At 70.8% G+C, this 26087-nt stretch carries 28 protein-coding genes, 3 tRNA genes and 1 pseudogene; 13 read left to right on the top strand and 19 right to left on the bottom strand.

Annotated elements, in window-relative coordinates:
- Positions 1–5: 5 nt before the first annotated feature.
- The 9 genes from FB554_RS01535 to FB554_RS01495 form a co-directional block, all read right to left on the bottom strand.
- Entirely contained in the window at positions 6–1073 is a 1068-nt protein-coding gene (locus FB554_RS01535) for a UDP-N-acetylmuramate dehydrogenase (RefSeq protein WP_142004322.1), read from the bottom strand.
- On the bottom strand, positions 1073–1492 hold the full coding sequence (locus FB554_RS01530; protein WP_142004321.1) for a MaoC/PaaZ C-terminal domain-containing protein: 420 nt from the start codon (positions 1490–1492) through the stop codon (positions 1073–1075). Before FB554_RS01530 ends, FB554_RS01535 begins: the two co-directional genes overlap by 1 nt.
- Positions 1492–1935, bottom strand: coding sequence for an FAS1-like dehydratase domain-containing protein (locus tag FB554_RS01525; RefSeq protein ID WP_142004320.1), 444 nt, complete (start codon positions 1933–1935; stop codon positions 1492–1494). The genes FB554_RS01530 and FB554_RS01525 overlap by 1 nt, the downstream gene beginning before the upstream one ends.
- Before the next feature lie 145 nt (positions 1936–2080).
- Entirely contained in the window at positions 2081–2251 is a 171-nt protein-coding gene (gene rpmG / locus FB554_RS01520) for a 50S ribosomal protein L33 (protein ID WP_142004319.1), read from the bottom strand.
- A gap of 90 nt (positions 2252–2341) precedes the next feature.
- Positions 2342–2415 (bottom strand) — tRNA-Met (locus FB554_RS01515).
- 47 nt (positions 2416–2462) lie between these two features.
- Positions 2463–2535 (bottom strand) — tRNA-Thr (locus FB554_RS01510).
- Positions 2536–2631: 96 nt separating this feature from the next.
- Positions 2632–3504: a MaoC/PaaZ C-terminal domain-containing protein gene (locus tag FB554_RS01505; RefSeq protein ID WP_142004318.1), complete on the bottom strand. Its 873-nt coding sequence runs from the start codon at positions 3502–3504 to the stop codon at positions 2632–2634.
- A 2-nt stretch (positions 3505–3506) separates the two neighbouring features.
- Positions 3507–4871: a 3-oxoacyl-ACP reductase gene (locus tag FB554_RS01500; protein ID WP_142004317.1), complete on the bottom strand. Its 1365-nt coding sequence runs from the start codon at positions 4869–4871 to the stop codon at positions 3507–3509.
- 136 nt (positions 4872–5007) lie between these two features.
- Positions 5008–6285, bottom strand: a complete 1278-nt coding sequence (locus FB554_RS01495; protein WP_142004316.1) for an acetyl-CoA C-acetyltransferase — start codon at positions 6283–6285, stop codon at positions 5008–5010.
- Positions 6286–6394: 109 nt separating this feature from the next.
- Here FB554_RS01495 and FB554_RS01490 point away from each other — a divergent pair, with 109 nt between their 5' ends.
- Complete coding sequence (locus FB554_RS01490; protein ID WP_142004315.1) at positions 6395–7105, top strand: TetR/AcrR family transcriptional regulator; 711 nt, start codon at positions 6395–6397, stop codon at positions 7103–7105.
- Positions 7102–9033, top strand: coding sequence for an acyl-CoA dehydrogenase family protein (locus tag FB554_RS01485; RefSeq protein ID WP_142004314.1), 1932 nt, complete (start codon positions 7102–7104; stop codon positions 9031–9033). The genes FB554_RS01490 and FB554_RS01485 overlap by 4 nt, the downstream gene beginning before the upstream one ends.
- A 190-nt stretch (positions 9034–9223) precedes the next feature.
- Here the strand turns inward: FB554_RS01485 and FB554_RS01480 are convergent, their stop codons facing one another.
- The 3 genes from FB554_RS01480 to FB554_RS01470 all read right to left on the bottom strand — a co-directional run bounded on the left by FB554_RS01480 (position 9224) and on the right by FB554_RS01470 (position 12144).
- Positions 9224–10051, bottom strand: a complete 828-nt coding sequence (locus FB554_RS01480; protein ID WP_170206744.1) for a DUF4097 family beta strand repeat-containing protein — start codon at positions 10049–10051, stop codon at positions 9224–9226.
- A gap of 108 nt (positions 10052–10159) precedes the next feature.
- Positions 10160–10672 (bottom strand): pilus assembly protein HicB, encoded by a 513-nt coding sequence (locus FB554_RS01475; protein ID WP_142004312.1) that lies wholly within the window; start codon positions 10670–10672, stop codon positions 10160–10162.
- Positions 10673–10704: 32 nt separating this feature from the next.
- Complete coding sequence (locus tag FB554_RS01470) at positions 10705–12144, bottom strand: MFS transporter (RefSeq protein WP_236022212.1); 1440 nt, start codon at positions 12142–12144, stop codon at positions 10705–10707.
- A gap of 115 nt (positions 12145–12259) precedes the next feature.
- On the opposite strand from FB554_RS01470, the gene FB554_RS01465 reads away from it, so the two are divergent.
- Together FB554_RS01465 and FB554_RS01460 are read left to right on the top strand one after the other, a co-directional pair.
- Complete coding sequence (locus FB554_RS01465) at positions 12260–12631, top strand: VOC family protein (RefSeq protein ID WP_142004310.1); 372 nt, start codon at positions 12260–12262, stop codon at positions 12629–12631.
- A 107-nt stretch (positions 12632–12738) separates the two neighbouring features.
- Positions 12739–13653 (top strand): endo-beta-N-acetylglucosaminidase H, encoded by a 915-nt coding sequence (locus FB554_RS01460; protein ID WP_142004309.1) that lies wholly within the window; start codon positions 12739–12741, stop codon positions 13651–13653.
- On the opposite strand, the gene FB554_RS01455 is transcribed toward FB554_RS01460, so the two are convergent.
- Complete coding sequence (locus FB554_RS01455; RefSeq protein WP_142004308.1) at positions 13641–14288, bottom strand: IMPACT family protein; 648 nt, start codon at positions 14286–14288, stop codon at positions 13641–13643. The genes FB554_RS01460 and FB554_RS01455 overlap by 13 nt on opposite strands.
- Before the next feature lie 65 nt (positions 14289–14353).
- Positions 14354–14437 (bottom strand) — tRNA-Tyr (locus FB554_RS01450).
- 112 nt (positions 14438–14549) lie between these two features.
- On the opposite strand from FB554_RS01450, the gene FB554_RS01445 reads away from it, so the two are divergent.
- The 4 genes from FB554_RS01445 (at position 14550) to FB554_RS01435 (ending at position 17181) form a co-directional block, all read left to right on the top strand.
- Positions 14550–15053: a YajQ family cyclic di-GMP-binding protein gene (locus FB554_RS01445; RefSeq protein ID WP_142004307.1), complete on the top strand. Its 504-nt coding sequence runs from the start codon at positions 14550–14552 to the stop codon at positions 15051–15053.
- Positions 15054–15269: 216 nt separating this feature from the next.
- On the top strand, positions 15270–15644 hold the full coding sequence (locus tag FB554_RS01440; RefSeq protein ID WP_142004306.1) for a hypothetical protein: 375 nt from the start codon (positions 15270–15272) through the stop codon (positions 15642–15644).
- 313 nt (positions 15645–15957) lie between these two features.
- Entirely contained in the window at positions 15958–16128 is a 171-nt protein-coding gene (locus FB554_RS17005; RefSeq protein ID WP_170206743.1) for a hypothetical protein, read from the top strand.
- Between the two features lie 9 nt (positions 16129–16137).
- Complete coding sequence (locus tag FB554_RS01435; protein WP_217925242.1) at positions 16138–17181, top strand: PGN_0703 family putative restriction endonuclease; 1044 nt, start codon at positions 16138–16140, stop codon at positions 17179–17181.
- Here FB554_RS01435 and FB554_RS01430 read toward each other — a convergent pair.
- Genes FB554_RS01430 through FB554_RS01415 form a run of 4 tightly spaced genes read right to left on the bottom strand, consistent with a single transcriptional unit; the run spans position 17138 to position 21713 of the window.
- Complete coding sequence (locus FB554_RS01430; protein WP_142004304.1) at positions 17138–18955, bottom strand: DUF2357 domain-containing protein; 1818 nt, start codon at positions 18953–18955, stop codon at positions 17138–17140. The two genes, FB554_RS01435 and FB554_RS01430, sit on opposite strands and share 44 nt — an antisense overlap.
- A 3-nt stretch (positions 18956–18958) precedes the next feature.
- Complete coding sequence (locus FB554_RS01425; RefSeq protein WP_142004303.1) at positions 18959–20146, bottom strand: McrB family protein; 1188 nt, start codon at positions 20144–20146, stop codon at positions 18959–18961.
- Entirely contained in the window at positions 20143–20832 is a 690-nt protein-coding gene (locus tag FB554_RS01420) for a hypothetical protein (RefSeq protein WP_142004302.1), read from the bottom strand. The genes FB554_RS01425 and FB554_RS01420 overlap by 4 nt, the downstream gene beginning before the upstream one ends.
- Entirely contained in the window at positions 20832–21713 is an 882-nt protein-coding gene (locus tag FB554_RS01415; protein WP_211344511.1) for a DNA-methyltransferase, read from the bottom strand. Before FB554_RS01415 ends, FB554_RS01420 begins: the two co-directional genes overlap by 1 nt.
- 391 nt (positions 21714–22104) lie before the next feature.
- Between FB554_RS01415 and FB554_RS01410 the strand changes: the two genes are divergently transcribed.
- From FB554_RS01410 to FB554_RS17475, 3 genes and pseudogenes are all read left to right on the top strand, one after another.
- Positions 22105–23166 (top strand): DUF3644 domain-containing protein, encoded by a 1062-nt coding sequence (locus FB554_RS01410; RefSeq protein WP_142004300.1) that lies wholly within the window; start codon positions 22105–22107, stop codon positions 23164–23166.
- 76 nt (positions 23167–23242) lie between these two features.
- A pseudogene (locus FB554_RS17905) lies at positions 23243–23329 on the top strand (Lsr2 dimerization domain-containing protein); the annotation flags it as partial.
- A 113-nt stretch (positions 23330–23442) separates the two neighbouring features.
- Positions 23443–23574 (top strand): Lsr2 family DNA-binding protein, encoded by a 132-nt coding sequence (locus FB554_RS17475; protein WP_236022424.1) that lies wholly within the window; start codon positions 23443–23445, stop codon positions 23572–23574.
- Positions 23575–23788: 214 nt separating this feature from the next.
- Here the strand turns inward: FB554_RS17475 and FB554_RS01400 are convergent, their stop codons facing one another.
- On the bottom strand, positions 23789–24388 hold the full coding sequence (locus tag FB554_RS01400) for a TetR/AcrR family transcriptional regulator (RefSeq protein ID WP_142004299.1): 600 nt from the start codon (positions 24386–24388) through the stop codon (positions 23789–23791).
- Between the two features lie 137 nt (positions 24389–24525).
- On the opposite strand from FB554_RS01400, the gene FB554_RS01395 reads away from it, so the two are divergent.
- Together FB554_RS01395 and FB554_RS01390 are read left to right on the top strand one after the other, a co-directional pair.
- Entirely contained in the window at positions 24526–25281 is a 756-nt protein-coding gene (locus FB554_RS01395) for an SDR family oxidoreductase (protein WP_236022211.1), read from the top strand.
- A gap of 2 nt (positions 25282–25283) precedes the next feature.
- Positions 25284–26084 (top strand): SDR family oxidoreductase, encoded by an 801-nt coding sequence (locus tag FB554_RS01390; protein ID WP_142004297.1) that lies wholly within the window; start codon positions 25284–25286, stop codon positions 26082–26084.
- Positions 26085–26087: the final 3 nt, after the last annotated feature.

Raw genomic sequence — 26087 nt, 5'->3', positions numbered from 1 at the left:
GAACGCTACAGCGAGTGACCGACGAAGACGGGCTCGTTGACCAGCGTGACGCCGAATCGTTCGCGCACCCCGTCGCGCACCTCGCGCGCGAGGTCGGCGACGTCGCGCGCGGTGGCCGCACCGCGGTTGGTGATCGCGAGCGTGTGCTTGGTCGACAGGGCCGCGGGGCCGGGCATCCGGTAGCCCTTGCCGAAGCCCGCCTTGTCGATCAGCCAGGCGGCGCTGGTCTTGGTCGAGCCGTTCGCGCCGGGGAACTGCGGAGGCACGACGTCGGGCCCGAGCAGCGCGGCCGAGCGGCGCAGCAGCTCGGTCAGCTGCACGTGGTCGAGCTGGGGGTTGGTGAAGAACGACCCGCACGACCAGGTGTCGTGGTCGGCCTCCTCCAGCACCATGCCGCGCCGCCGCCGCTGGGCCAGCACCCCCTCGCGCGCCTCGGCGAGCGGCACCCGGTCGCCCTTCTCGGCGCCGAGGCCGACGGCGAGGTCGGCGTACGAGATCGGCTGGGACAGCCCGGACCGCTCCAGCCGGAAGACCACGTCGAGCACGACGTAACGGCCCGAGGCCTTGAACAGCGAGTGCCGGTAGGTGAACCGGCACTCCTCGGCGCTCATGGCGCGCACCTGCTGCTCGGCGCGGTCGTAGACGCGCACCTCGGTGATGGTCTGGGCGACGTCCTGGCCGTAGGCGCCGACGTTCTGCACGGGGGTGGCGCCGGTGAGCCCGGGGATGCCCGACAGGCACTCGATGCCCGACCAGTCCTCGGCCACGGCGCGGGCGACCACGTCGTCCCACACCTCGCCCGCGGCCACCCGCACCTGCACCGCGTCGGCGTCGGAGCGCTCGACCTCGATGCCGGAGGTGGCGATGCGGCAGACGGTGCCGGGGAAGCCGTCGTCGCTGATGACGACGTTGGAGCCGCCGGACAGCACCAGCAGCGCCTCCTCGGCGTCGTCGACCTCGCGGACGGTGTCGACCAGCTCGTCGGTCGTGTCGGCGACCGCGAGCCGCCGGGCGGGTCCGCCGACCCGCATGGTGGTGAGCGCCGCCAGCGGCGCGTCGTGCAGCTCGCGCATCAGTCGAGACGCACCGTCGCGCGGGCGCGGCCGAGCACCTTGGCGCCGCCGCTGGTGGCCGTCAGCTCGACCTCGACCGTGCCCCGCTCGGGGTCGACGGCCTTGACGACGCCGCCGACCTCGAGGTCGGCTCCGCCGTCGTGCGGCACCGGCACCATCCCGCTGAACCGGGTCGAGCAGGACTCCACCCGGGCCGGGTCGCCCGCCCAGGCCGCGACGACGTCCATCGCCCGGCCCATGGTGAGCATCCCGTGCGCGATGACGTCGGGCAGGCCGACACCGGTGGCCGTGCGCTCGTCCCAGTGGATCGGGTTGAAGTCGCCACTGGCCCCGGCGTAGCGCACCAGGTCGGCGCGCTCCAGGTGGATCGTGCGGCCGGGCAGCTGCTGCCCGACCTCGACGTCGGCGAGCGCGGGCATCAGGACTCCCCTCGGACGACCATGACGGACGTGGTGGTGCACACCGGGTCCTCGCCCGCGCGCACCTCGGTGGTCAGCGTGACCATGCTGTGGCCGCCGGCCGTGCGCACCTTGGTCACCGTGGTCTGCGCGGTCACCTCGTCGCCGGCGATGGCGGGGCGGTGGTGCTCGAAGGCCTGCTCGCCGTGCACCAGGCGGGTGAAGTCGATGCCGGCCTCGGGGTCGACGATCGCGGCGGCCTCACCCTGCTGCGCGACGCTCACCAGGAACGTCGGCGGCGCCACGACGTCGGCGTAGCCCGCGGCGCGGGCCGCCTCGGGGTCGGTGTGCAGCGGGTCGGTGGCGCCCACCGCTGCCGCGAACTCGGCGATCTTGGCGCGGGAGACTTGGTAGGGCTCGGTGGGGGGATACTGACGTCCCTCGACCGCTGCGTTGACCGGCATGGTGACGAGCGTACGGCCGTGGCGGCCGGCGTACGGCGTGGGCCCGGGAACACCCGCACCCGCGCGCCCCGCGCCCGGGGAGAACGACGACGCCGCCCCGGCCGGGTGGGCCGGGGCGGCGTCGGAACGCGTCTGACGCGCGGCGTCAGCGGGTCTCGCGGTGCAGGGTGTGCTTGCCGTCGCGCGGGCAGTACTTCATCATCTCGAGCCGGTCGGGGTTGTTCCGACGGTTCTTCTTGGTGATGTAGTTGCGCTCCTTGCAGACGGTGCACGCCAGCGTGATCTTGGGGCGGACGTCAAGGCTCTTCTTGGCCATCGGGGCAACCTGCTCTCGGAAAACGGTCTGTGCTTCGAGCCGCGCCGCGGCGGCGCAGCGTGCGTGCTGTCGGTGCTACGAGTGTTTCAGTAGCGGGAGCGGGACTCGATCCCGCGACCTCACGATTATGAGTCGTGCGCTCTAACCAGCTGAGCTACCCCGCCTTGCGGTCGAGCCGCACGGCCCGGGTGGGCCGGCTGCTCTGAACCCGAGCCCCCAAACGGAATCGAACCGTTGACCTTCTCCTTACCATGGAGACGCTCTGCCGACTGAGCTATGGGGGCCTGCCTCCACCGGACGCGCGCCATCCCTGACCGGCTGGGTCTTGGGGTGGTGCGCCGCGGTAGCGCAGCGACGAGGTTACACGCTCACCTCGCCGATCACGAAATCGAGCCGGCGCCGGCCGGGCCGACCGACGCGCGAGCCAGCACGGTGCCCTTCTTGGCGTTGCGCAGCGCGAGCTGCCAGACGCCGTCCGGGCCGTCGTGCGCGACGAACTTCACGGTCGAGGGCAGCAGCACCGGCTTGCCGAAGGCGATGTCGAAGACGTACGCCGGCGGCACCCGGTTCTCGACCGCCGCCAGCATCCGCGCGGCGCTCCACATGCCGTGCACGATCGTGGTCGGGAAGCCCAGCGCCTTGGCGCCGAGCCGGGACATGTGGATCGGGTTGACGTCACCGCTGACCGCCGCGTAGCGACGCCCGAGGTCGCCGGGCAGGCGCCACAGCGCGCCGGTGCCGTCGACCGCCTCGGGCTCGTCGGCCTTGGGCGGCACCTCCCCCTCGGCCTTCTGCCCGCGGTAGAGGTAGGTGCTGCTGCCCTCCCACACCAGCTCCTCGCCGGCGTGCACCTGGCCCTTGATGTCGACCGTGGCGCCGCGCCGGTGCGGGGTGGCGTCGGTGGCCCGCACGCTGAGCCGCAGCGGCTCGCGCACCCCCACCGGGCGGTGCTGCACGATCCGGTTGCTCAGGTGCACCGACCCGGTGAGCGGGTAGGGGTAGGAGCGGTCGGCGAACAGCGCGACCTGCAGCGGGAAGGTCAGCACGTGCAGGTAGGTCGAGGGCAGCTCGTCGCGCAGCGGGAAGCCGCAGACCCGGTCGTAGGCCGCGAGCGCGGCAGGGTCGACCTTGACGTCGGGGCGCACGACCTCCAGGTCGGGCAGCGCCCCGCCGCGGCCGGCGGACGTGGCGACCGCCTTGGCGAACAGACGGGCCAGCCGCGGCTCACGGGTGAGCTCGATGGTGCGGGTCATGGTCAGGCCCCGAGCTGGCTCTGGCCGCAGACCCGCAGCACCTGGCCGGTGACCCCCGCGCTGCCCGGCTCGGACAGGAACGCGATCGTCTCGCCCACGTCGACCGGCTGACCGCCCTGCATCAGCGAGTTGATGCGGCGCCCCACCTCGCGCGTGGCGAACGGGATCTTGGAGGTCATCTCGGTCTCGATGAAGCCGGGCGCCACCGCGTTGACGGTGATCTGCCGGTCGCGCAGCTGCTCGCCGAGCCGGCGCACCATGCCCATCACCCCGGCCTTGGACGCGGCGTAGTTGGCCTGACCGCGGTTGCCACCGATGCCGCTGGTGGAGGCGACGCTCACGATGCGCCCGCCGTCGCGCAGCCCGCCCTTGACCGACGGGTCGAGCAGCACGTCGTCGATGCGCATCTCGGCGCGCAGGTTGACGTCGAGCACGCTCCCCCAGCGGTCGGCGTCGGTGTTGACGAACAGCTTGTCGCGGGTGATGCCGGCGTTGTGCACGATCACGTCGAGCGCCTCGGCGCGCTGGGCGACCGCGTCGGCGATCCGCCGGCCGGCGTCGGCCGCGGTGATGTCGAGCTGCAGCGCGGTGCCGCCGATCTCGTTGGCGACCGTGGCGAGCGCCTCGCCGGCCGCCGGGATGTCGACCGCGATCACGTGGGCCCCGGCCCGGGCGTAGACCTTGGCGATGGCCGCGCCGATCCCGCGGGCGGCGCCGGTCACGACGACGGTCTGACCGACGTACGGCCTGGTCCAGTCGTCGGCCTCGCTCACCTGGGCGGAGCGCACGCGCAGCGGCTGGCCGCTGACGTACGCCGAGCGGCTGGAGAGCAGGAAGCGCAGCGGAGCCGCGAGCAGCGCCGCGTCGCCCTGCGCGTCGCCGTCGAGCCACAGCAGGTTGGCCGTGCCGCCGGCGCGCAGCTCCTTGCCGATGCTGCGCATGATGCCCTCGAGCCCCTGCTGCACGGCGGCCCGCTCGACGTCGTCGATCTCGGCGGGCGTGGTGCCGAGGATCACGACGCGGCCGTTCTTGCCGAGCGCCTTCACGGCCGGCGCGAGGATCGCACGCAGCTGCTCCAGGTCGTCGATCGTCGCGGCGGCGGTCGCGTCGAGCACGACCGCGCCGAGCTTGCCGGCGTACGTCGTCTCGGGCGTCGCGTCGACCGCCTCGGCACCCGAGGCGACGACGATGCCGCGCGCGGCCTGGCCGCTCGTGCCGTCGGCGACGGTGCCGACCGCCGCGGGCGCCTCGAGCAGCGACTGGCCCTGCTCGTAGCGCCGCAGCGTCGCCGGCCGGGGCAGCCCGAGCCGGGTGGCGACGGTCTTGCCCATGCCGTTGTTGACCAGCTGGGAGTAGGTGTCGGTCACTTCTGGTCCTCCACGTTCGTCACGTTCCGTCGCTTGTCGCTGGTGCCGCTCATGCCCTCTGTCGCGCTCGGTCGCACTCCGCTCCGGCCGGCGGCTCGTTCCTCGCCGCCAACCTGCGCTGCGCGCTCCTCGCCGCTCATGCGGCCTCGAGGATCGCCACCACGCCCTGGCCCCCCGCCGCGCAGATGGAGATCAGGCCGCGGCCCGACCCCTTCTCGTGCAGCTGCTTGGCGAGCGAGGCCACGATGCGCGCGCCGGTGGCGGCGAACGGGTGGCCCGCCGCGAGGCTGGAGCCGTTGACGTTGAGCTTGTCCCGGTCGATCGAGCCGAGCGGCGCGTCGAGGCCGAGCTTGCCCTTGCAGAACTCCTCGCTCTCCCACGCGGAGAGCGTCGCGAGCACCGTCGAGGCGAAGGCCTCGTGGATCTCGTAGTAGTCGAAGTCCTGCAGGGTCAGGCCGTTGCGCGCGAGCAGGCGCGGCACGGCGTACGCCGGGGCCATCAGCAGCCCCTCGTTGCCGGTGACGTAGTCGACCGCGGCGGTCTCGGCGTCGACGAACCGCGCGAGCGGGGTCAGGCCGCGCTCGGCGGCCCACTCGCGCGAGCTGAGCAGCACGGTGGCGGCCCCGTCGGTGAGCGGGGTGGAGTTCGCGGCGGTCATCGTCGCGCCCTCGCCCTTGCCGAAGACCGGCTTGAGCTTGGCGAGCGCCTCGACCGTGCTGTCCGGTCGCAGGTTCTGGTCGCGGGTCAGGCCGAGGTAGGGCGTGACGAGGTCGTCGAAGAAGCCCCGGTCGTACGCCGCCGCCAGGTTCTGGTGGCTGCGCACCGTGAGCTCGTCCTGGGCCTCGCGCGGCACGCCCCACTCCTTGGCGGTGATCGCCATGTGCTCACCCATCGACAGCCCGGTGCGCGGCTCGGCGTTGCGCGGCTGCTCCGGCGCGAGCTGGGCGGGGCGGATCTTGGTGAGCGCCTTGAGCCGCTGCTGCGGGGTCTTGGCGTAGTTGGCCTGCATGAGGGTGCGGCGCAGGTCGTCGTTGAGCGCGAGCGGGGCGTCGCTGGTGGTGTCGGACCCGCCGGCGATGCCGGCATCGATCTGCCCGAGGGCGATCTTGTTGGCGACCAGCACCGCGGTCTCCAGGCCGGTCCCGCACGCCTGCTGGACGTCGTACGCCGGGGTCTCGGGCGACAGGTGCGAGCCCAGGACGGCCTCGCGGGTGAGGTTGAAGTCGCGGGCGTGCTTGATCACCGCGCCCGCGGCGACCTCGCCCAGCCGCTCACCCTGCAGGCCGAACCGCGCGACGAGACCGTCGATCGCGGTGGTGAGCATGTCCTGGTTGGAGGCCTTGAGGTAGCGCCCGCCCGAGCGCGCGAACGGGATGCGGTTGCCGCCGACGATGACGGCGTCGCGTGGGGTCATGGCCGATGTCTCCTGGATCTCGGGGTGCCCGGTCGGTCGCCGAGCGGCGACCGAGATTTACCGATACCGACAGTAGCAGGTACGGCTCGTAGCGGGTACCCTCTCTGCCATGACCCCTGCTGAGCCGGCGCCCCAGGAAGCGCCCCGACCCGACGGCCGTGACGTGCGCTGGGCCGAGCACCGCAAGGAGCGGCGCCGCCAGCTGGTCGAGGCGGCGCTGCGCGCGATCCGCACGCACGGCCCGACCGTGGGGATGGACGAGATCTCGGCCGTCGCCGGCACCAGCAAGACGGTGGTCTACCGACACCTCGGCGATCGCGTCGGCCTCTACCTCGCGGTGTGCGAGTCGGTCGACGAGCTGATCCTGAGCGAGATCCAGCGCGCGCTGGCCGACTCGGTCGGCGAGCAGGCGGCAGCGCTGCGGCCCGGCGGGGACCCGCGGCCGGCGCTGACCGCCGTGATCGACAGCTACCTGCGCCTGGTCGAGCGCGACCCCGAGGTCTATCGCTTCGTCACCCGCCGCCCCATCGTCGACGGCCCGCTGCAGGAGGACCCGATGGCGGGCCTGTCCGACACGGTCGCGACGGCGCTGGCGGAGGTGTTCACCACCGCGCTCAACGCGCGCGGGCTCGACGCCGACGCGGCCGAGACCTGGGCGCACGGCCTGGTCGGCTTCGTCCGCGAGTCGGCCGACCGCTGGCTGGTCTCGCCCGACCGGGCGCCACGCGAGGTCGTGGTGGCCCAGCTCGCCGACCTCGCCGCCTTCGGCGTGGCCGGAATCCTGAACGGTCCCCCCGCCTCTCGAGGAGACACGACATGACCCAGCACCGCCCCACCGAGACCGCCACGCAGCTGCGCTCCGTGCTCGACGGAGCCTGGCGCGACCTGCGCGAGGAGTTCCGCGAGCGGGCCGTCCCCGACCAGCTGCTCGGGGAGCCCGGAGGTTCCCTCGAGGAGCAGCGCGAGCGGGTGACCCGCCAGCTCACCGAGCTCGCGGCCGAGGGCTACGGCCGGGTCGGCTTCCCGCACGCCTACGGCGGGGAGCGCGACTACGGCGCCTCCTGCGTGCTGTTCGAGATGCAGGGCTACGGCGACCTGTCGCTGCTGGTCAAGCTCGGCGTGCAGTTCGGCCTGTTCGGCGGCGCCGTCGCGCGGCTCGGCACCGAGCGGCACCACGCCGAGCACCTGGAGCAGATCATGACCGGGAAGCTGCTCGGCGCGTTCGCGATGACCGAGGTCGGCCACGGCTCGAACGTGGCGCGCCTCGAGACGACCGCGACGTACGACCACGAGACCGGCGACCTCGTCGTGCACACCCCGACCGAGTCGGCCGTGAAGACCTACATCGGCAACGCCGCCCGCGACGGGCGGATGGCCGTCGTGTTCGCCCAGCTGATCACCGACGAGGGCTCGCACGGCGTGCACGCCGTGCTCGTGCCGGTGCGCGACGAGGCCGGCAACGCACTGCCGGGCGTCACGATCGGCGACAACGGCGTCAAGGCCGGGCTGCCGGGCGTCGACAACGGCACGTTCGCCTTCGACCAGGTGCGGGTGCCCAAGGCCAACCTGCTCAACGCGTTCGGCGACATCGACGACGAGGGGCAGTACGTCTCCCCGATCGACAGCGAGAACCGCCGCTTCTTCACCATGCTCGGCACGCTCGTGCGCGGGCGGGTGTGCGTCGGCGGCGGCGCCGGGTCGGCGGCCAAGAAGGCGCTGGCGATCGCGCTGCGCTACGGCGACCAGCGCCGCCAGTTCGAGGCGCCGGGCACCGAGCAGGAGACGGTGGTCCTGGACTATCTGGCCCACCAGCGCAAGCTGCTCCCCCGACTCGCGAAGTCGTACGCCCTGAGCCTGGCCCAGAACCTGGTGACCGAGCGGCTCGAGGAGCTGCACGGCGCGGGGACGGCCGGCACCCGCAGCCAGGAGGACGAGGAGGCCCAGCGCGAGCTGGAGACCCGCGTCGCGGGCCTGAAGGCGGTGCAGACCTGGCACGCCCTCGACACCATCCAGGCCTGCCGCGAGGCGTGCGGCGGCGCGGGCTACATGGCCGAGAACGAGCTGGGCCAGCTGCGCGCCGACGTCGACGTGTTCACCACGTTCGAGGGTGACAACACGGTGCTGCTGCAGCTGGTGGCCAAGGGGCTGCTCACCGAGTACAAGGAGATGTGGGGCGACCTGGACCAGGTCGCGATGGTGAGCATGGTCAGCAAGCAGGTCGCCGAGGGGCTGGTCGAGCGCACCACCGGTCGCGCCCGGCTGCAGCGGCTGCTCGACGTGGCCAAGGGCCGCGACGACGACAGCGCGCTGGACGACCGCGGCTGGCAGCTCTCGATGTTCGAGCAGCGTGCCGACCACTCGCTCGAGGGGGTCGGCCGGCGGCTGCGCAAGGCGACGCCGGAGACCGCGTTCGAGATGTTCAACAACGCCCAGGACCACGTGCTGTTCGCCGCGCGCACGCACGTCGACCGGGTGGTCATGGAGGCGTTCGCCGAGGCGGTCGACGAGATGGACGAGGGCCCGGCCAAGGAGCTGATGGACCAGGTCTGCAGCCTGTACGCCCTCGCCTCGATCGAGGAGGACCGCGCCTGGTTCCTCGAGCACGGCCGGCTGAACACCACCCGGTCGCGCGCGGTGACCGCGCAGGTCAACACGCTGTGCCAGCAGCTGCGGCCGCACGTGTCGACGCTGGTCGACGCGCTGGGCATCCCCGACGGGCTGATCACCGCCCCGATCGCGCAGGCCTGACCGACACGGTCACCACGACGCGGTCGTGCCAGAGGCTGCGGCGCAGCACTCTGGCCCGGCCGGGGTCGGGGGGCCGCCTGTCGCGGCGGGGTCGCTGCCCGGCGGCCTCGCGCTCGGCGACGGCCTGCGTGGTGAGCTGTTCGCGGGTGACGGGTGGGATGCACATGGGTCATGGCCTTTCGTCGTGGGTTCACGCGGGCCGCAGCCGCACGTCGCCGCTGGCGGTGACGACGCGCAGGTGGACGAACGGGTCGCCCTCGGCGGGCTGACCCACGCTGGGCAGCTGGTTGTCGACGCGGCCGCTGACGGTGCGCAGGTCGGTCCACACAGGGGTGCCCGCGGGGATCGCGAGGTCGATGTCGCCCGAACCGGTCTTGGCCTGCACCTGCCCGGCGCGCAGCTCGCGCACGCGCAGGTCGCCGCTGCCGGCGCTGAACTCCAGCCACTCCCCCGCGCGACCGACATCGAGGTCGCCGGAGCCGGTCTTGGCCGCGAGCAGCCGGCCGAAGGTGTCGAAGCGGAGGCTGCCCGAGCCGCTGGTGACGACGGCCTCGCCGTCGCAGCGTCCGACGGCGAGGCTGCCGGAGCCGGTCTTGCTGCGCAGGGAGCCGCCGACGGCCCCGAGCTCGATGTCCCCGTAGCCGGTCGTGACGGTGGCGTCGCCGGCGAACGCCTCGACGCGGATCCCGCCGGAGCCGGCGCGCAGGCTGCCCGTGCCGTAGGTGCCGTCGGCGCTGGTGCCGGCCGAGCCGCACCGGACGACCAGGTCGCTGCCGGTGGGCACCAGCACCCGGACGTCCACGTCGGCGCTGAGGCCGACGCCGAACAGGCGGCGCCCAGAGCGGCTCCTGATGCTGATCTGACGTCCCTCCTGCGTCACCGTGACGTCACCGCCCTCGTCGCCGTCGACGGCGACCTTGGTGACACCGACCTGGCCGGCCGTGATCTGCAGGGAGCCGCTGCCGAGCTCGGCGTGCAGCTCGACCGGCTCGGGGGTCTCGAAGTCGTACTCGTCCATGGGTCTGTGCCTTCCGTGCGGTGGATGGGTGTGGCGTTCTCGGGCGTACGCCATCGCGGGGCGTCGCCCGCGGCGACGCTCCTGGGTGGGTGGTGGGTCAGGCGGGCGCTACAGCCAGCCGTTCATGCGGGAGTGACCCCGCCGACTGCGACCGGAGTCGCGGAACGGGTCGAACGAGTCGGTGCCGCCGGAGGTGGTCGCCGCGCGAACGGCGTTGACCAGCCACGTGTTCAGCGACTGACCGGCGTCTCCGGCGAGGTCTTCGGCGCGCTTCTTGACCTGCTCGGGCAGGCGCAGCGTGACGCGCGCCAGGGTGCCGTCGTCGGCCTCCTCCGGCGGGCCGGGCGGCGCGGGCGCGGCGGGCGGCTCGGGCACGGTCGGCGGGGCGTCGACGACGAAGTCGAGGTCGCGGCCGGCGAGGCGCACCTCGACCGACCCGGCCGGCAGCTCGGAGCTGATCTCGGCGGCCGCCTGGGCGACCGCCCCCATGAGCGCGAGTCGGGCCGCGGGCTCGAGCGCGACGAGCAGGGTGCGGGCCGCCTCCCGGCCCTGGTCGCCCCCGACCTCGGCCGCGGAGGACAGGTCGCGGCGGAGGAGGTCGACGTACGGCGTGAGGTCCATGCGCACCACTATGACGTCATAGTGATGTCACGTCAAGGGTTGGTGACACCATCGGCGTCGGCCGGCTGCGCGGCGGGCTCCGCCGCCGGGCCGGTGAGGGTGACGGCGGTGAGCAGCGCCCCGAGCAGCACCAGCCCCACGCACCACCACATCGCGGCGCGGTAGGCGTCGGCGACGGCTGCGGGGTCGGCGTAGGCCCGGCCCGAGAGACCCACCAGCAGCGGCAGCCCGGCGACGGCCAGCAGGCCGGCCGTGCGCGACACCGCGTTGTTGATGCCGCTGGCCACGCCGGCGTGCGAGTCGGGCGCGGCCGCGAGCACCGTGCCGGTGAGCGGCGCGACGAGCATCGACAGGCCGAGGCCCTGGGCGAGCATGCCGGGCAGGACGTCGAGGACGTACGACGGCTGGTCGGGGCTGCGCGCCAGCAGGGCGAGCCCGAGGGCCAGCAGGAGCGCCCCCGCCACCATCGGCAGGCGCGGGCCGTGCCGCGTCGCGACGCCGCCGAAGCGTGAGGCGAGCACCAGCATGACCGCGCTGATCGGGACGGTCGCGGCGCCGGCGGCCAGCGGGGTCCACCCTGCGGTGACCTGCAGGAAGAGCGCGACGAACACCATCGAGCCGGACAGCGCGGCGTAGATCGCCAGGGTGACCAGGTTGATCGAGGTGAAGACCTTGTTGGTGAACAGGCTCGGCAGCACCATCGGGTGCCGCGAGCGGCGCTCGGCCACGACGAACCCCACCGCGGCGGCGACGCCCAGCACGGCCGCGCCGACCGTGGTCGCCGACGCGCCGGTGTCGGGCCAGGCGGTGAGCGCCCAGGTGAGGCCCGCGAGCGCGAGCGGGGCGAGCAGGATGCCCGGCACGTCGAGCTCGCCCGAGGCCTCCTCGTCGCGCGACTCCGGCGCGGTGCGCAGCAGCCACAGGGTGATCGCGGCGAGCGGCAGGTTGATCGCGAACGCCCAGCGCCAGCTGATGCCGACGAGCCAACCGCCGAGCACCGGGCCGCCGGCGGTCGCGATGCCGAGCATCCCGGTCCACGCGCCGATCGCGCGCATCCGGTCGGCGCGGGCGAAGCTGGCCTGCAGCATCGCGAGGCTGCCGGGCGTCAGCAGCGCGGCGGCGACCCCTTGCAGCAGCCGGGCGCCCACCAGGGTGTGGATGGTCGGGGCGATGGCGCACAGCAGCGACGTGATCGCGAATCCCGCTATGCCCCAGGCGAATACGCGCTTGCGACCGAAGCGATCGCCCAGCGACCCGCCGACCAGGATCAGCGACGCGAGGGTCAGCGTGTAGCCGTTGATCACCCACTGCAGCCCGGCGAGCTCGGCGTCGAGCTCGCCCCCGATGCGCGGCAGCGCGACGTTGACCACGGTGCCGTCGAGGAAGGCGATGCCCGACCCCAGCACGGCGGCGGCCAGCAGGCGTCTGCCGGCCGGTTGGTCCAGGCGCAGCAGCGCGGGCTCGGTGCTCACCTGCGCACCGTAGAGCACCGGTCCTGGCCGAATCGGTTGCCGCGGCACGCGCTCGGGCAGCAGAGTCGTCAACGACGGGCGCGACCCCGCGACCGCACTCCTCGAAGGGGACCTCATGGCACACGGCGACATCACCCACCTCGACATCCCGGTGACCGACATGCAGCGGGCGACGGCGTTCTACCACGACCTGTTCGGCTGGCAGATCGCCGAGCTCCCCGGCTTCGAGGGCTACCCCATGTGGCAGGCACCCAACGGCATCAGCGGGGGCGGGCTCGCCCCGCGCGGCGACGGGTTCGACCAGCCCCGGTCGTACGTCGTCGTGGACTCGATCGACGAGACGCTGGAGAAGGTGAAGGCCGGCGGCGGCCAGGTGGCCATGGACAAGACGCCGATCAGCGAGACCAGCTGGTTCGCGACGTTCGTCGACCCCGACGGCAACCAGATCGGTCTCTACGAGGGCGTCACCGAGGTCGACAAGGACTGAGCACGCGCCGGGCCTCGCAGCGGCAGGAGCGGGGTCCCGGAACCCCCTCCGGCGACTGCTAAACCGGTACAGTTCCCGGACTGACCGCGCTTCGCGAAGGAGTTCGCATGCCTGCCCAGACCCCCTCCCCCCTCACCCGCCGCCGGATGCTGCAGACCGCGGCCGCCGGGCTGGCCCTGCCGCTGGTGCCGCTCGGTGCCCCGGCCGCCCGCGCCGTCGAGGGCAAGACCGGGCCGACCTCGCTGGTCTACGTCGAGGTCAACGACAACGCCCTGGCCAACGCGGGGAAGTACACCCTGGCGAGCAGCGGCGCCCCCGTCTTCGACGTGGCGGTGATCTTCGCCGGCAACATCAACTACGACGGCACCAAGGCCTACGTGCACCTCAACACCCAGGTGCAGGCCACCCTCGACGCGGCCGCCACCCAGATCCGCCCGCTGCAGCAGCGCGGCACCAAGGTGTTGCTGTCGATCCTCGGCAACCACCAGGGCGCGGGCGTGTGCAACTTCCCCTCGCGCGAGGCCGCGGCCGCGTTCGCGCGGGAGGTGGCCGACGTCGTACGCGCGTATGGCCTGGACGGGGTCGACATCGACGACGAGTACGCCGGCTACGGGGCCAACGGCACCGGCCAGCCGAACGACTTCTCGTTCGTCTACTTCATCGAGGCGCTGCGCGCCGAGCTGCCGGACGCGTTCCTGCACCTGTACTACTACGGCCCGGTCACGACCCGCACGGTCTACGACGGGGTGCAGGCCGGAACGTTCCTGTCCGGTTCGGGCAACGCGATCTACGGCACGTACGTCGTGCCACAGGTGCCCGGGCTCGGTGCGGCGCAGCTGTCGCCCGCCGCGGTCAAGCTGTCGGAGACCCCGGCCAGCACGGCCGCGTCGTTCGCCCAGCGCACGGTGCGCGAGGGCTACGGCATGTTCCTCACCTACGACCTGCGCGCGGGCGACCAGTCGGGCTACGTCTCCGGCTTCACCCAGCAGCTCTACGGCGAGGCCGCGGTCTACACGCCCTGACCCGGCGGCAGGTCGAGCCAGGTCGCGCCGGCCGGTTCCGGCGCGACGGCTCCGGCCGTCAGGGCGGCCACCTGCTCGGTGAGCGCGGCGACGTCGGCGGGTGCCAGCAGCAGGCGTACGCCGTCGGCGCCGTAGGTCGTGTCGCGCACCTGCACGTCGCGGGCGCGCAGCTCGCTCTCGACCCGGCCGGCGTCGGCGTGCGGCAGGGTCAGAGTGACCAGCTCGCGGCGCACCCGGCGCACGGTCGGGGCGTGCGCGAGCGCGGTCTCGACCGCCTCGGCGTAGGCGCGGGCCAGCCCGCCCGTGCCGAGCAGGGTGCCGCCGAACCAGCGCACCACCACCGCGCACACGTCGCTCAGGCCGTGACCGCGCAGCACCTCCAGCATCGGCGCCCCCGCGGTGCCGCTGGGTTCCCCGTCGTCGTTGCTGCGCTCGGTGCTGGGCGGCGGGCCGAGCACGAAGGCGCTGCAGTGGTGGCGGGCGTCGCGGTGGGCCCGGCGCTGCTCCTCGACCAGCGCGCGGGCCGCGGCCTCGTCGCCGACGCGGCGCACGACGGCGCGGAAGCGCGACCGGCGCACCTCGATCTCGCCGGTGAGGTCGGCGCCGCGGGCGAGGGTGGCGTACACGCCGTCCATGGTGACCGACCGGGAGGTGCCGGACGCACGAAGGGCCCGACCGCGACGGTCGGGCCCTTCGGCGCTGGTGCCAGGTCAAGGATTCGAACCTTGGAAGCTTGCGCGGCGGATTTACAGTCCGCTCCCTTTGGCCACTCGGGCAACCTGGCGTGAAGCGCTGCGAGAATAGCAACCAACCCGCCCCGGGCTCCAATCGGCGCCCGCCCGGCGCCCGGCATACTTCCCGCAGACCGCCGACCCGTCATCGTCCAGGAGGATCCCGTGGCCGACAGCTCGTTCGACATCGTCAGCAAGACCGACAAGCAGGAGGTCAGCAACGCGCTGAACCAGGCGGCCAAGGAGATCTCCACGCGGTACGACTTCCGCGGCGTGGGCGCCTCGATCGAGTGGTCCGGCGAGGCGATCGTCATGAAGGCCAACAGCGAGGAGCGCTGCCTCGCGGTGCTCGACGTCTTCCAGACCAAGCTCGTCAAGCGTGGGGTCTCGCTGAAGTCGCTGGACTACGGCGGCGACGGCGACCCGGAGCCGAAGCCGTCGGGCAAGGAGTATCGCCTCGACGCCTCGCTGAAGGACGGCATCAGCCAGGAGAACGCCAAGAAGATCTCCAAGCTGATCCGCGACGAGGGCCCCAAGTCGGTCAAGGCGCGCATCGAGGGTGACGAGCTGCGGGTGACGTCGAAGTCGCGCGACGACCTGCAGGAGGTGCAGCGGCTGCTCAAGGGCGCCGACCTGGACGTGGCGCTGCAGTTCACGAACTACCGCTGAGCCGGGCAGAGTTTGCGCAGGTCAGGAGCCATCTAGCGCCTGGTCGACGTGGCACGGATACAGGTGGTCGGCACCGAGGTGCCGGTCACGGGCGCCTTCGGTCGGCTCGGACTCAAGGTCGGGTCGTCCTGCTCTACCGCGACCACGACGGCACCAACGTCGTCGCGGACTACAAGACCCGGGCTGCGATGGCCGAAGAGTCCCTTGCAGGACCCGATGCTGACGCTGCTGACCTACGACACCCTGCTCGGCGTCCGTTACAGCGACGCCAACGTCGGGACTGTCCTCGAACTCCGCGGCTTCGACCCGCCCGAGGCGGAACGCGCAGGCCCCATCGTCGCGAACGAACGTGCCCGCCATCGCGAGGAGATTGCCAGCCACCTGGACCAACTCGCCACGGCCGACACCACGAACGTCTGGCGGGGTCGCGTCCGCCCCTCCTGCGACGGGTGCGCCTTGCGCGACCACTGCCCAGCGGTCGCTCAGGCACGGAAGCCGAAGTGGGCACCGTCCCGCGCAACGCTGCGGGCTGAGGACCTGCCACCCCCGCGCGAGCGAGTAGTGGCCGCACGCTGGTCGCGTCAGCGATAGCGCGGTCGGTCATGGCCGATGAAGCGTTATCGGACGGAGTGCGTGCCCATCTGGAACGGCTGGGAGTGCGGGCAGACGCCCTGCCGGAGCCACTGGAGGAGCACACCCCGCTTCAGACCTCAGAGGGCTCGTTGACTCGTCCTGCACGCTCTAGGAAGCAGCCGCAGCCCTCGCCACCACGACTGAGGACGTGTCCGCCCGCGCGGCACGCGGGGACCTGTTCGCCGTTCCCCTCGGCGCCGAACTCCGTCTCCCCTGCTGGCAGCTCCTCGGCGGTCAGCCACTCCCTCGCCTCGCCGCCCTCCTCGCCGGAATGCTTGAAGGGCTTCACCCGGTGGCGCTGGAGCGGCTCATGACCACCCCCGCCGACGCGTTCGACGGGATGAACCCGGTGGTGTGGCTGGCGACAGCCTGCTCGGTCGCCCCCGTGCTCGCACGAGCCCGTTCCCTCTTGCAGTCGGGAGCGGAGGACAGCCCCGCCTAGACTCCCCGGGTGATTTCCGCGGAACGGCTCGATGCTCCGGCGTCGCCAGTCGCCTGCGGAGTCCACCCGCCTGACCTATTGGAGGCCATCGGGCCACAGCGCCGGGACGAGCCACTCCTCGCGCGGCGTGTGCGTTTTCACCAGTCCTGGTATCGGGCTGCGGTGCTGGGCATCCAGCAGTACGGGGAGACCGCAGGTCGGACGCCACGGCGTCTGGGAAGCGTCCTGACGGATGCTGACGCTCTCGACGGCAGAAACTTCTCGTCCCCGTCGGCTCGGCGGTTCTACGATCGGCGCCGTTCGGAGGGTTGGGGCGTCGATCCCGTTCGATGCACGAAGTATCTGACCTCCAGCCAGGCTCTAACCCTCAACCTCCTGGGGCCGCTGGAAGAGTCCCCGGTGTGGGCCGCGCGCGTGCTGGGGGAGGTTCTTCAGCGGACCGACATCGACGTGGTTCGGCGCGTGTGGGTCGAGTTCGCTCCTCGGCGTCGCAGTGAATATCTGAACGACATGACCCGCGTCGACGCGCTGGTCGCGATGGGAACGTCCCGCGGCGAGGAACTCCTCGCGGTCGAGATCAAGTACTCCGACCGGTTCAACAGTCGGCGCGTCGACATCGACCGTGCGCCCTACAGGGACCTCGCCGAGTCGAGCGGCCTGTGGCGGGACGCCGACTCAACGTTGCGCGAGCCACAGGTCAATCAGCTGGTCCGTTGCCACGCCCTCGCCGCCGCGGTGTCGGGTGACCTCACCGGGAGGCCCGCCGCGCCCACCATGCTCGTGCTGCACCACACGGACGACGTCACTTCGCGCGGACTCGTGGATGGTTACGTAGGGCATCTGGCCGACCCGACTCTCGTAAAGGCAGCGACCCTGGACGAGTTCGTCGGCATCCTCAGGCGATCCGCCCGGTCAGCGGCCCAGCGAGCTGTGGCGAGGGACCTGGAACTGCGCTACGTCGCAGAATCCGAGAGCGAGGCAGTTTGGCAGATGTCGGATGACCGCTCAGTTAGGGCGAGGCGTGATGGCGGCCGACCTCACTCCAGGCGATGAAGTCAGGCCCTGGCCAGGCGAGCCTGTCCGCGGGTGCGTTGATCCCGTGGCGAAGCCATTCGTTCACCCACGTCGTGTTGCTGGGGAGGAACGGGAGGCCGCCGATTCCGACCTCGCCGATGGCTTCGAAGTAGGGATGGTTCACCCAGTCCTGGGAGTCGCCGTCGCCCAGAGGGAACAGTGCGACGGCTCGCACAACTGGGCGACCTCGGCGGTACTTCGGGTACTTGACGGTGATGGCGTCGCGGTACCGGTGGAGTTGGCCGATCGCGTCTGAGGGCGGACCGGGGCAGCCGAAGACCTTCACGTACTCGGGTGTGGTGTCGAGCCGGTACTTGGCGTCCAGGAGCAGCAGCACTGGTGGCATGTCGTCCCGCAGCACCTCGATGACGATGTCGGGCCGCTGCGGTCCCGAGCGCATCTTGTACTCCCGGTTGTAGGTGACCCGCGCCTCGCACCAATCGGCGGCGATCCTCACGGTGCTCTGCGCGCCTGGCACGACGGTGAGTCGCACACCGGTGTCACGGAGTTCAACCAGGTCGAAGACATCGACTTGTGTCCCGAGCACCTGGGAGACCTGATGCACGACCGACAGGAAGCACCAGATTTCGTAGAGTTCCGAGAGGTCGCGGACCGGGATGTCGACTGCATCGCCGCCCACGATCAAAGACATGTTCAGTCGAAGGAGCGCCTGGTACGCCTCGCGGTACCCGGGCCGTCCCTGAAGCGTGAGGGATGCGAAGGACTGGCTCACCCACGAGGACGCGTCCACGAACGGCGACATCGTCAGGAAGGGCGCCAGCGTCTCCTCCATCGCTACCAGTTCGTCAATGATGGCGAGCGTGCGAGGGTTCGGCTTCCGGCCGGGCCGCTGCCGCTGCGACGACTCGAAGTCCTGACGCAGTTGCGCCAGCGAGGTAGTCGCGCGTTCCAGTTGTACCTCCAGCCACCGATTCTCGGGGCTGTCGAGCGTCTCGTAAGGCTGTGACGCGGGGAGCCGGGTTCGGTGGCGGCCGATGCCGTCCGACTCCTGCCATGCGCCCTCGCCCGCACCTCGCGCGACCGCGCGGCGTGTTGCCGACGACGCCCGCCGAATGCGCTCTGCGGGCACCATTCGAGTCTCCCGGACCAACTGTCGGTGCGGGTTCGCCGTGATGTAGGTCAACGCTCGCTCCAGCGACTGAATCTCCTCGCGGAGCAACAGGAGCCACTCGATATGCCGGGTGTCGTCTCCGGTCTGGGTGCTCGCAATTCTCGTGGTCGCACGGAGGAACTCCAGGACCAGTTGCCGTGCCAGCCCGGTGACGCTGTCGAGCAGGTCCTCGTAGTCCGTCTCGTAGTCGAGTTTCGACGGGCGGACCTCCACGATGACTTCGATCGTGGACTCGCTGTCGCCGATGACGAATCGGCTGTCACCCACCTGAGACCGGAAGTTGATGTTGCCACTGAGCACATCCGGGTGTCCCGGGATGGGCCGCACATCGCGGATCAGGCTCGGGTCCAGGTGCCTCAGGCTGGGACTGTCGCCACGTCGGCTGACGATGCTGAGGCGGTAGTTGGTCTCTTCCACGAGCCGCGCGCCAACGCCGTCGTACACCCGGCCGCCCGGCTGCTGTGTCGCGTCGTCTGCCATCAACTCAACGAGGTGATCCTTGTTGTCGGTTCTGACGCGAAGGCGCGGTGTCTGTGCCGCTGCGCGTCCTTCCCAGATGCTCGCGCGGTTCGCACCTTCGAGTGTGATGTCCCAGCGATCAGTCTGGATTCGGAGGCCCACGGGTCAGACCCAGTACGACGTGAACCCGGTCTGGTCCAGGCGCTGCTGCATCAGTCGAACCCGCTCGTGGGTCCTGCGGAAACCAGAGGGGCTCTCTGAGTCGCTCACGTCTGTGCGGCTCGGTGCCGTCCAGGACTCCAGGTCCTTCAGAACGTCCCGAAGCGGCGCGCCCCCACCCTGGAGACGGGGAAGGATCTTCATGCTCAGACACAGGTCCAGCGGGGCAATGACGGTCTCGTCGCGATCAACGAAGTACTCCTTGGAGCCCATCGCGTTGAGGCAGAACAGGGCCACCTCGTCGCGGACACGGAACCCGACCTGGAGTTGCGCCTGCTGCAAACTCTCGTTGGCACGCACCAACGCGTTCACCGCCTCTACGACGGCATCATTGGACTGCGGGTCGGGGACGTCTGCGAGTCGGAGATGGGCCGGTGCCCACGCGGAGAAACTCCAGGGGGCCGGAGTCGGGGTCTTCCTGGACACTGAGGCGTAGTCGGCGAGATCGACCTCGGACAACTCCAGCACGAAGGCCCGGTCGAGGACCTTCCGCGAGAAGCCATGCGTGGTCTCGTCCATGTTGACGGTGCCGACGATGGACACGTTGGCGGGGAGGTGGACCGCGCTCCAGTCCACGCCGCCTTTGTCGGTCTGGTTCGGGGCTGAGCGGTTGAGGGGTTCGCTGACGATCATGCCATCGGCTGCGCGGCGGTTCTCCATGACGCTGAGAACCTCCGCGAAGTAGTATTCGACGCGGGCGACATTCATCTCGTCCAGCACGAAGAAGAACTGAGTGTCCGGGGTACGCATCGCCTGCTCGCAGAGGGTGAGCAAGTGGCCGGGCACGAAGTCGCCCGTCAGGCGCTCGTAGCCCAGCAGGTCGCTGGAGTCTGTCCAGTCGGGACGAACCGGCACGATGACCGCCTGAGCGCCGGTCGCCTCGGCCACCAGTTGTGGCAACTTCGTCTTACCCGTGCCCGAGATGCCAGCGAGGATCAAGAACGGCTTGGTCCGTAGCGCAGTGACGAACGTGGCGACCTGCCACGGCTCGAACGTGAACCCGGCTGCTGCGATGTAGTCGAGTACCTCGGAGAGGCGGCCCGCATCCTGCGATGCGACCTGCTGGGGGGCGGATGGGTGCCGCGGCATATAGGTGCTCGGGTCCGCGACCTCGTCGGCGTACTGCAGCGTCACGCTGGCTCCGATCTGGATTCGGGGGCGTCCGAGTCGACGGGCAGCGTCTCCGGAGTCTCGGGAGCCTCGGCGGGCTCGTCGCCGATGGTGTCGTCGGCGGTGTCCTCGTCCTCCAAGCGGAACAGTGCGCTGACGTCGTCGCTGGTGAGCGCGAGGTCCTCGATGAACCTGGCCTCCAGCGCCGCTCGGTCCGGGGTCGATCCGTCATCGCCTTCGAGATCGGTCTGCCGGTAGAACCACACGGCGGCGTCGATCAGCCTGGGGCGATCGTCGTCCTTCCGACTCTGGATGACGAAGGCCCGAAGTTGCGTCGCCGACAGCGGCCGTCGCTTGATCGACTTCGGTCGCGTGTTGAGAATCTCGAACGGCGAGTTCGCCTGCGTAGCCCAGCCGTGCATCGTGTTGGACGGCCCATTGGAGCGGAACTTCGGGCTCTTGAACGCGGCCTGACCGCCGAACGGGTTGAAGTACGGACTGTCGACGTCAGCGTCTGACACCCAGAGCGTGAACTCCTCTAGCGCCTGGATGAACTCCGGCACCGACTCCGCCACCGCGACCTCGGTTTTGCCCGCGAGTCGCAGCGTCCTGACGCCGATCAGGAACTCGCATATCCGAGCCCTCGCCGACGACCGGCCGAGCCGTTCAACGGCGCGGCGAACCTCGGCGTCCGTCAGGTACTTGGGCACTAGTCCTCCAGGTCAGCCATCCCGCGAAGCGAGTCGGCCATCTCCTCGCAGTAGTCAGCGTTCAGGTCGATCCCGAGGCTGCGGAAGCCATTCTTGCGAGCGAACCGCAGCGTCGTGCCGCTTCCGCCAAACGGGTCCAGCACGACACCGTTCGCGGGAGTCGTAGCGAGCACCGGGATGCGCACCAACTCCTCTGAGAAGGACGCCTTGTGCTTCTTTGAGCCCCGGGAGGGGCGGAGCACCCACGTGTCGAGCGGGGGAAGCGTTCGGCCTGTGGCCGAACGACGCCCGACGGGCTCGCGGTCGTAGTAGTACCAGCGCTCCTTCGTCATATGGAAGACGTACTCATGGCTGATCGAGGAGCGGTCGCGGACCTGATCGGGGATGGGGTTGGGCTTGACCCACACGTTGTCGTTCCGGATGAGCCATCCGGCGTCCTGCATCGCAATCGCGAAGCGGTGAGGGATCAGGAGGAGTTGCTTGGGGCGAGCCCACAGGCCATCGCCCCCGAGGTCCTGCGGACGGACCCCGAACCGGCGAGCGCCCTGCTTCGCCTCGTTGCTCTTGTGAGCGCCCTTGCCGCTCCAGTAAGTGTCTCCCAGGTTCACCCACATGCTGCCACTGTCCTTCAGGACGGGGCGGCAAAGTTCGAACACCTCCACGAGGGAGTCCACGAACTCCTGCGGGTGCGGCTCGAGGCCGATCTGACCATCGACGCCGTAGTCGCGCTGACCGTAGAACGGCGGCGAGGTCACGATGCAGTCGACCTGGAGCCCCTCGTTCGCGAGCACCTGGAGCACTTTCGACACGTCGCCGTTGAAGACCAGAGAGCGGTTGTCCGAGTAGTACGCATGCTCTCGAAGCACCTCGCTCTCGAACACCGACTGGGGCGTCTCGACAGGGTGGAGGGCGCGGTTGGCGGGGGTGTCCTTCAGTTGGCCGTTGGGGAGGCGGGAAGCACTTGATGGGACAAGGGGTCCGTGTGTCGCCCGATCCAACATGCGCCCTCCTTGTCCAGCAACTACCTACCGTCGGGCAAATCTACCCACGACCACCGACGATCCCGGGGAGGAGGTTCCTGACACCCCGTGCGAGAGCCCTCCCAAGCCCTGAGGAGAACGCCGGACGCATGGCGGAGGGGACCGGCATGATTTCAGGATGGACCTTCACGACGAGGTAGCTGCTGTCTTCGACCCCTGCCTGATCCCTGAGTGCCCGGGCTCGATCTACGCGACCGTCGCCGCCATCAACCCAGAGAACGGCCACTGACGCATGGCTCGACCACCGCGCTGGCAGACGACCCTCGACGCCAGCATCGAGGAAGCCTGCCTCGCTGTCCGGCTGTACAACGACCCCGCCGAGGCCCGCGCGTTCGAGGGGTTCGTCGTGCACATGCACCTTGCCTGGCTGTACCTCCTGCACGCCGAGTTCATCCGCGATGGCGTCGACTACCGGTACTGGAACAAGAAGCACACGCGGCTGGAACGGATCGACGGTGAACCCAAGCGGTGGGAGCTTGAGCGCTGCCTGAAGGAGCGATGGGAGGACCGCACCGAACCCGTGCCAGCCAACCTCAGGCTGTTCATCGGTCTCCGCAACCGGCTGGAGCACCGCCACGCCCACGCTGACCGGGCGCTGATGCTCAACCTCGCCGGACACTCCCATGCCCTCCTGATCAACTACGAGAACGAGGTGACGTCTGAGTTTGGGGACAGCTACTCCCTTGCCCTCAGACTGCGCATCCCGCTGTTCGTCGGGACGTTCAGCGAGCAAGGGGAACGCGCACTGCGACAGTTCCGCAAGACCTTGCCGACCGACCTCCAGGGCTTCCTGACTGAGTACTTCACCGACCTTGGCGACGACCTGACCGACGATCCTCGGTTCGAGTTCCGGCTCCGGGCGACGATGGAACTCGCCCCGAAGGACCCGGATGCCGTCGCGATCCAGTACACCCACATCAACGACATGACCGACGAGGAGAAGGCCACGGTCGAGGAGATGGGTCGACGCGGGCAGGTCATCGTGAGGGACCGCCGACAGCCGGTCTCCGGCATGGGCATGCTCCTACCGAAACCTGCTGCCCAGGAGGTCCAGGACGGGCTGCCCTACGTCTTCAACGTCAGCCACTTCGTGTCGGCGTACAAGCGGCTGAACGTGCGCCCTGAGCCTGGCTCACCGAACGCCGAGCACACCAACGCCGACTGGTGCGCCTACCACGAGCCCACAGGCACGTACCTCTACACCCGGGCCTTCGTGAAGTACCTGATCAAGAAGTGCTCCACCCCCGAAGGGTTCGAGGCCACCACGGGCCGCAAGCCCAAGCCCCTCTCCTGACCCAGCCCGTCAACATGCTGACGTGCTAACAAGCCAATAGCGCTGCGGCCCGGTCTGGACGGGCTAACGTTCGACCGTGCGCAGGGAGATCGTGACCCTGGTCAGCGACCTCTCCGAGGCTGACGCCGACGAGAGCGTGGCCTTCGGCCTAGACGGGGTCGAGTACGAAATTGACCTGACCGCGGCCGAGGCCGCGGACCTCCGAGCCGCCCTGGCGCTGTTCTCGACGCCGGACGCCGGGTCGGCGGACGCCGCCGAGCCAGCACCAGGACGTCGATCCTCGCGGCCCCGAGCACGAAGGAGGAGCGGGACGCGATCCGCACCTGGGCGCGGGAGAACGGCCACGAGGTCAGCGACCGGGCACGCATCCCGACCTCCGTGATCGAGGCGTATCACTCCGCTCACTGAGCGGTCGGAGGCACCGCCGCAGAGTCCCCCTCTCAGTCCGCAATACGCCCGAGAATCGCCGTCTCGGACCAACTCAACCCAACGTCACCAACGGAGGTTTCAAGCGTGACTAGCGCTACCAGCACCAGCCGTCTCTCGGCATGAAGTTCACCAACTACCGCTGAGCCGGGCAGACCGGGTCGATATCGACCCCGAGCGGCACGGGGGGCGCGGCTCAGGCGCGCACCATGCGTACGGCCATCTCGGCCAGGTGGTCGGCGACCTGGGGCGGGGTCCAGGTGCCCTCGTCGCGGTACCACCGGCCCACGTCGATCGACATGCCCATGATCGCGGTGGCGGTGAGCGAGGGGTCGACGGCGGGGAAGGCGCCGGCGTCGACGCCCTCGACGATCGCGTCGACCAGGGTCTGCTGGATCTTGCGGCGCAGCACGTCGATCTCGGCACGGTGCTCGGGCGAGAGCGCGCCGAGCTCGTAGTTCACGATGCGCGCGGTGTCGTGGTGCTCGGCCTGGCGCAGCACGAAGGCCCGGACGATCGCGCGCACCCGCTCCCCCGGCGCGCCCGCGGAGGCGGCGGCGTCGCTCACCGCGTCGAGCGAGGCCAGGTGGCCCTCGCGCGAGATCGCGAAGAGCAGCGCCTCCTTGGAGGGGTGGTGGACATAGACGGCGGCCGGGCTCATGCCGGCCTCGGCCGCGATGTGTCGCGTGGTGGTGCCGTGGAAACCGTTGCTGCCGAAGGCGATTCGCGCCGCTTCGACCAGCCGCTCGCGCGCTTCCTGCTCTGACTGGCGAGCTGCCGGCGTCTGGCGTGCCATCGACACCCCTTCCTCGAGCGATCTCGTGTCGGTCCGCACGGATCATGCCGCAATCCATTGACGAGCATGGCCCCATGCGGGACGCTAAGCAAGCGCTTAGTCGCATTTCCCAGCCGCCACTGGCAGAAGGAGCACGCGTGAGCAACCGGTTGAACGGCAAGGTCGCGATCATCACCGGAGCGAGCCGCGGCATCGGCCTCGCGGTGGCCCAGCGCCTGGTCAGCGAGGGCGCCAAGGTCGTCATCACCGCGCGCAAGCAGGAGGCGCTCGACGCCGCGGTCGCCGAGCTCGGCGGCCCCGACGTCGCGCTGGCCGTCGCGGGCCGCGCCGACGACGCCGCCCACCAGGACGAGGCGATCAGGGCGGCGATCGACACGTTCGGCTCGCTCGACGTGCTCGTCAACAACACCGGCATCAACCCGGCCTTCGGACCGCTGCTCGACGTCGACGTCGAGGTGTCGCGAAAGATCTTCGAGGTCAACGTGATCGCCGCGCTCGAGTGGGTCAAGAAGGCGTACGCCGCGTCGATGAAGGAGCGCGGCGGCTCGATCGTCAACGTCGCCTCGATCGCGGGGCTGCGCCCCGCCCCCGGCATCGCGATGTACGGCGTGTCGAAGGCTGCCGTCATCCACCTCACCGAGGAGCTCGCGATGGAGCTCGGACCCACCGTCCGGGTCAACGCCGTCGCGCCGGCCGTGGTCAAGACCCGCTTCGCCGAGGCCCTCTACGAGGGCAAGGAGGAAGAGGTCTCCGAGCCCTACCCGCTGAAGCGCCTGGGCGAGCCCGAGGACATCGGCGCCGCCGTCGCCTACCTCGCGAGCGACGACGCGGCCTGGACGACCGGCCAGACCCTGGTGGTCGACGGCGGCATCACGCTGCGCGGCGGCGTCTGAGCATGCAGGACTGGCGGGGCGCCGGGGTCGTCGTCACGGGTGCCGCGCGCGGCATCGGGGCGGCGATCGCCGAGCGGCTGCAGGCCGAGGGCGCCCGCCTCGTCGTCGCCGACGTGCTGGCCGAGCCGCTGCAGCAGGTCGCCGACCGGCTGGGCGCGCACCCGGTGGCCGGAGACGCCGCCTCGCCCGAGGGCGTGCGCGCGCTCGTCGACGCCGCGACCGACCACCTCGGCGAGATCGACGTGTGGGTCGGCAACGCCGGCATCGCGCGCGGCGAGGGGCTGGCCGGCTCGTCCGAGCAGGACTGGGCCGACTCCTGGCAGGTCAACGTGATGGCGCACGTGCGCGCCGCCGAGCTGCTGGTCCCCCGCTGGCTCGAGCGCGGCTCCGGCCGCTTCGTGGTGACCGCCTCGGCCGCCGGGCTGCTGACGATCCTCGGCCAACCGACGTACGCCGTCACCAAGCACGGCGCCGAGGCGTTCGCGGAGTGGCTGGCGGCGACGTACGGCCATCGCGGGATCGCCGTGCACGCGATCTGCCCGCAGGGCGTGCTCACCGACATGTACCCCGGCCCAGGCGACGGCGAGCTCGCCGACGTGATCGGGCACGACGGGGCGCTGCAGCCGGCCGACGTCGCCGAGGCGCTGGTGCGCACCGTCGCGGCCGAGGAGTTCCTCGTCCTGCCACACCCGGAGGTCAAGGACTACTTCGCCTTCCGCGGCGCGCAGACCGACAAGTGGTTGCGCGGGATGCAGCGCCTGCAGCAGCGTGTCGACCAGACCACCCACAAGCTGGTCGAGTAGGAC

The sequence above is a fragment of the Barrientosiimonas humi genome (genome assembly GCF_006716095.1).
Classification (GTDB): Bacteria; Actinomycetota; Actinomycetes; order Actinomycetales; family Dermatophilaceae; genus Barrientosiimonas; species Barrientosiimonas humi.
Note: the sequence above shows the minus strand (reverse complement) of the source record. Positions and strands in the feature narration are given on the sequence as shown.

Excerpts from the sequence above, each read along its gene's own strand:
- FB554_RS01505 (WP_142004318.1), bottom strand. The coding sequence starts at position 3,504 with ATGACCCGCACCATCGAGCTCACCCGTGAGCCGCGGCTGGCCCGTCTG.
- FB554_RS01440 (WP_142004306.1), top strand. The coding sequence starts at position 15,270 with ATGCTGACGCTGCTGACCTACGACACCCTGCTCGGCGTCCGTTACAGC.
- FB554_RS01410 (WP_142004300.1), top strand. The coding sequence starts at position 22,105 with ATGGCTCGACCACCGCGCTGGCAGACGACCCTCGACGCCAGCATCGAG.
- FB554_RS01400 (WP_142004299.1), bottom strand. The coding sequence starts at position 24,388 with ATGGCACGCCAGACGCCGGCAGCTCGCCAGTCAGAGCAGGAAGCGCGC.
- FB554_RS01490 (WP_142004315.1), top strand. The coding sequence starts at position 6,395 with ATGACCCCTGCTGAGCCGGCGCCCCAGGAAGCGCCCCGACCCGACGGC.
- FB554_RS01530 (WP_142004321.1), bottom strand. The coding sequence starts at position 1,492 with ATGCCCGCGCTCGCCGACGTCGAGGTCGGGCAGCAGCTGCCCGGCCGC.
- rpmG (WP_142004319.1), bottom strand. The coding sequence starts at position 2,251 with ATGGCCAAGAAGAGCCTTGACGTCCGCCCCAAGATCACGCTGGCGTGC.
- FB554_RS01455 (WP_142004308.1), bottom strand. The coding sequence starts at position 14,288 with ATGGACGGCGTGTACGCCACCCTCGCCCGCGGCGCCGACCTCACCGGC.
- FB554_RS01465 (WP_142004310.1), top strand. The coding sequence starts at position 12,260 with ATGGCACACGGCGACATCACCCACCTCGACATCCCGGTGACCGACATG.
- FB554_RS01475 (WP_142004312.1), bottom strand. The coding sequence starts at position 10,672 with ATGGACCTCACGCCGTACGTCGACCTCCTCCGCCGCGACCTGTCCTCC.
- FB554_RS17005 (WP_170206743.1), top strand. The coding sequence starts at position 15,958 with ATGCTTGAAGGGCTTCACCCGGTGGCGCTGGAGCGGCTCATGACCACC.
- FB554_RS01480 (WP_170206744.1), bottom strand. The coding sequence starts at position 10,051 with ATGGACGAGTACGACTTCGAGACCCCCGAGCCGGTCGAGCTGCACGCC.
- FB554_RS01535 (WP_142004322.1), bottom strand. The coding sequence starts at position 1,073 with ATGCGCGAGCTGCACGACGCGCCGCTGGCGGCGCTCACCACCATGCGG.
- FB554_RS01525 (WP_142004320.1), bottom strand. The coding sequence starts at position 1,935 with ATGCCGGTCAACGCAGCGGTCGAGGGACGTCAGTATCCCCCCACCGAG.
- FB554_RS01460 (WP_142004309.1), top strand. The coding sequence starts at position 12,739 with ATGCCTGCCCAGACCCCCTCCCCCCTCACCCGCCGCCGGATGCTGCAG.
- FB554_RS01390 (WP_142004297.1), top strand. The coding sequence starts at position 25,284 with ATGCAGGACTGGCGGGGCGCCGGGGTCGTCGTCACGGGTGCCGCGCGC.
- FB554_RS01485 (WP_142004314.1), top strand. The coding sequence starts at position 7,102 with ATGACCCAGCACCGCCCCACCGAGACCGCCACGCAGCTGCGCTCCGTG.
- FB554_RS01495 (WP_142004316.1), bottom strand. The coding sequence starts at position 6,285 with ATGACCCCACGCGACGCCGTCATCGTCGGCGGCAACCGCATCCCGTTC.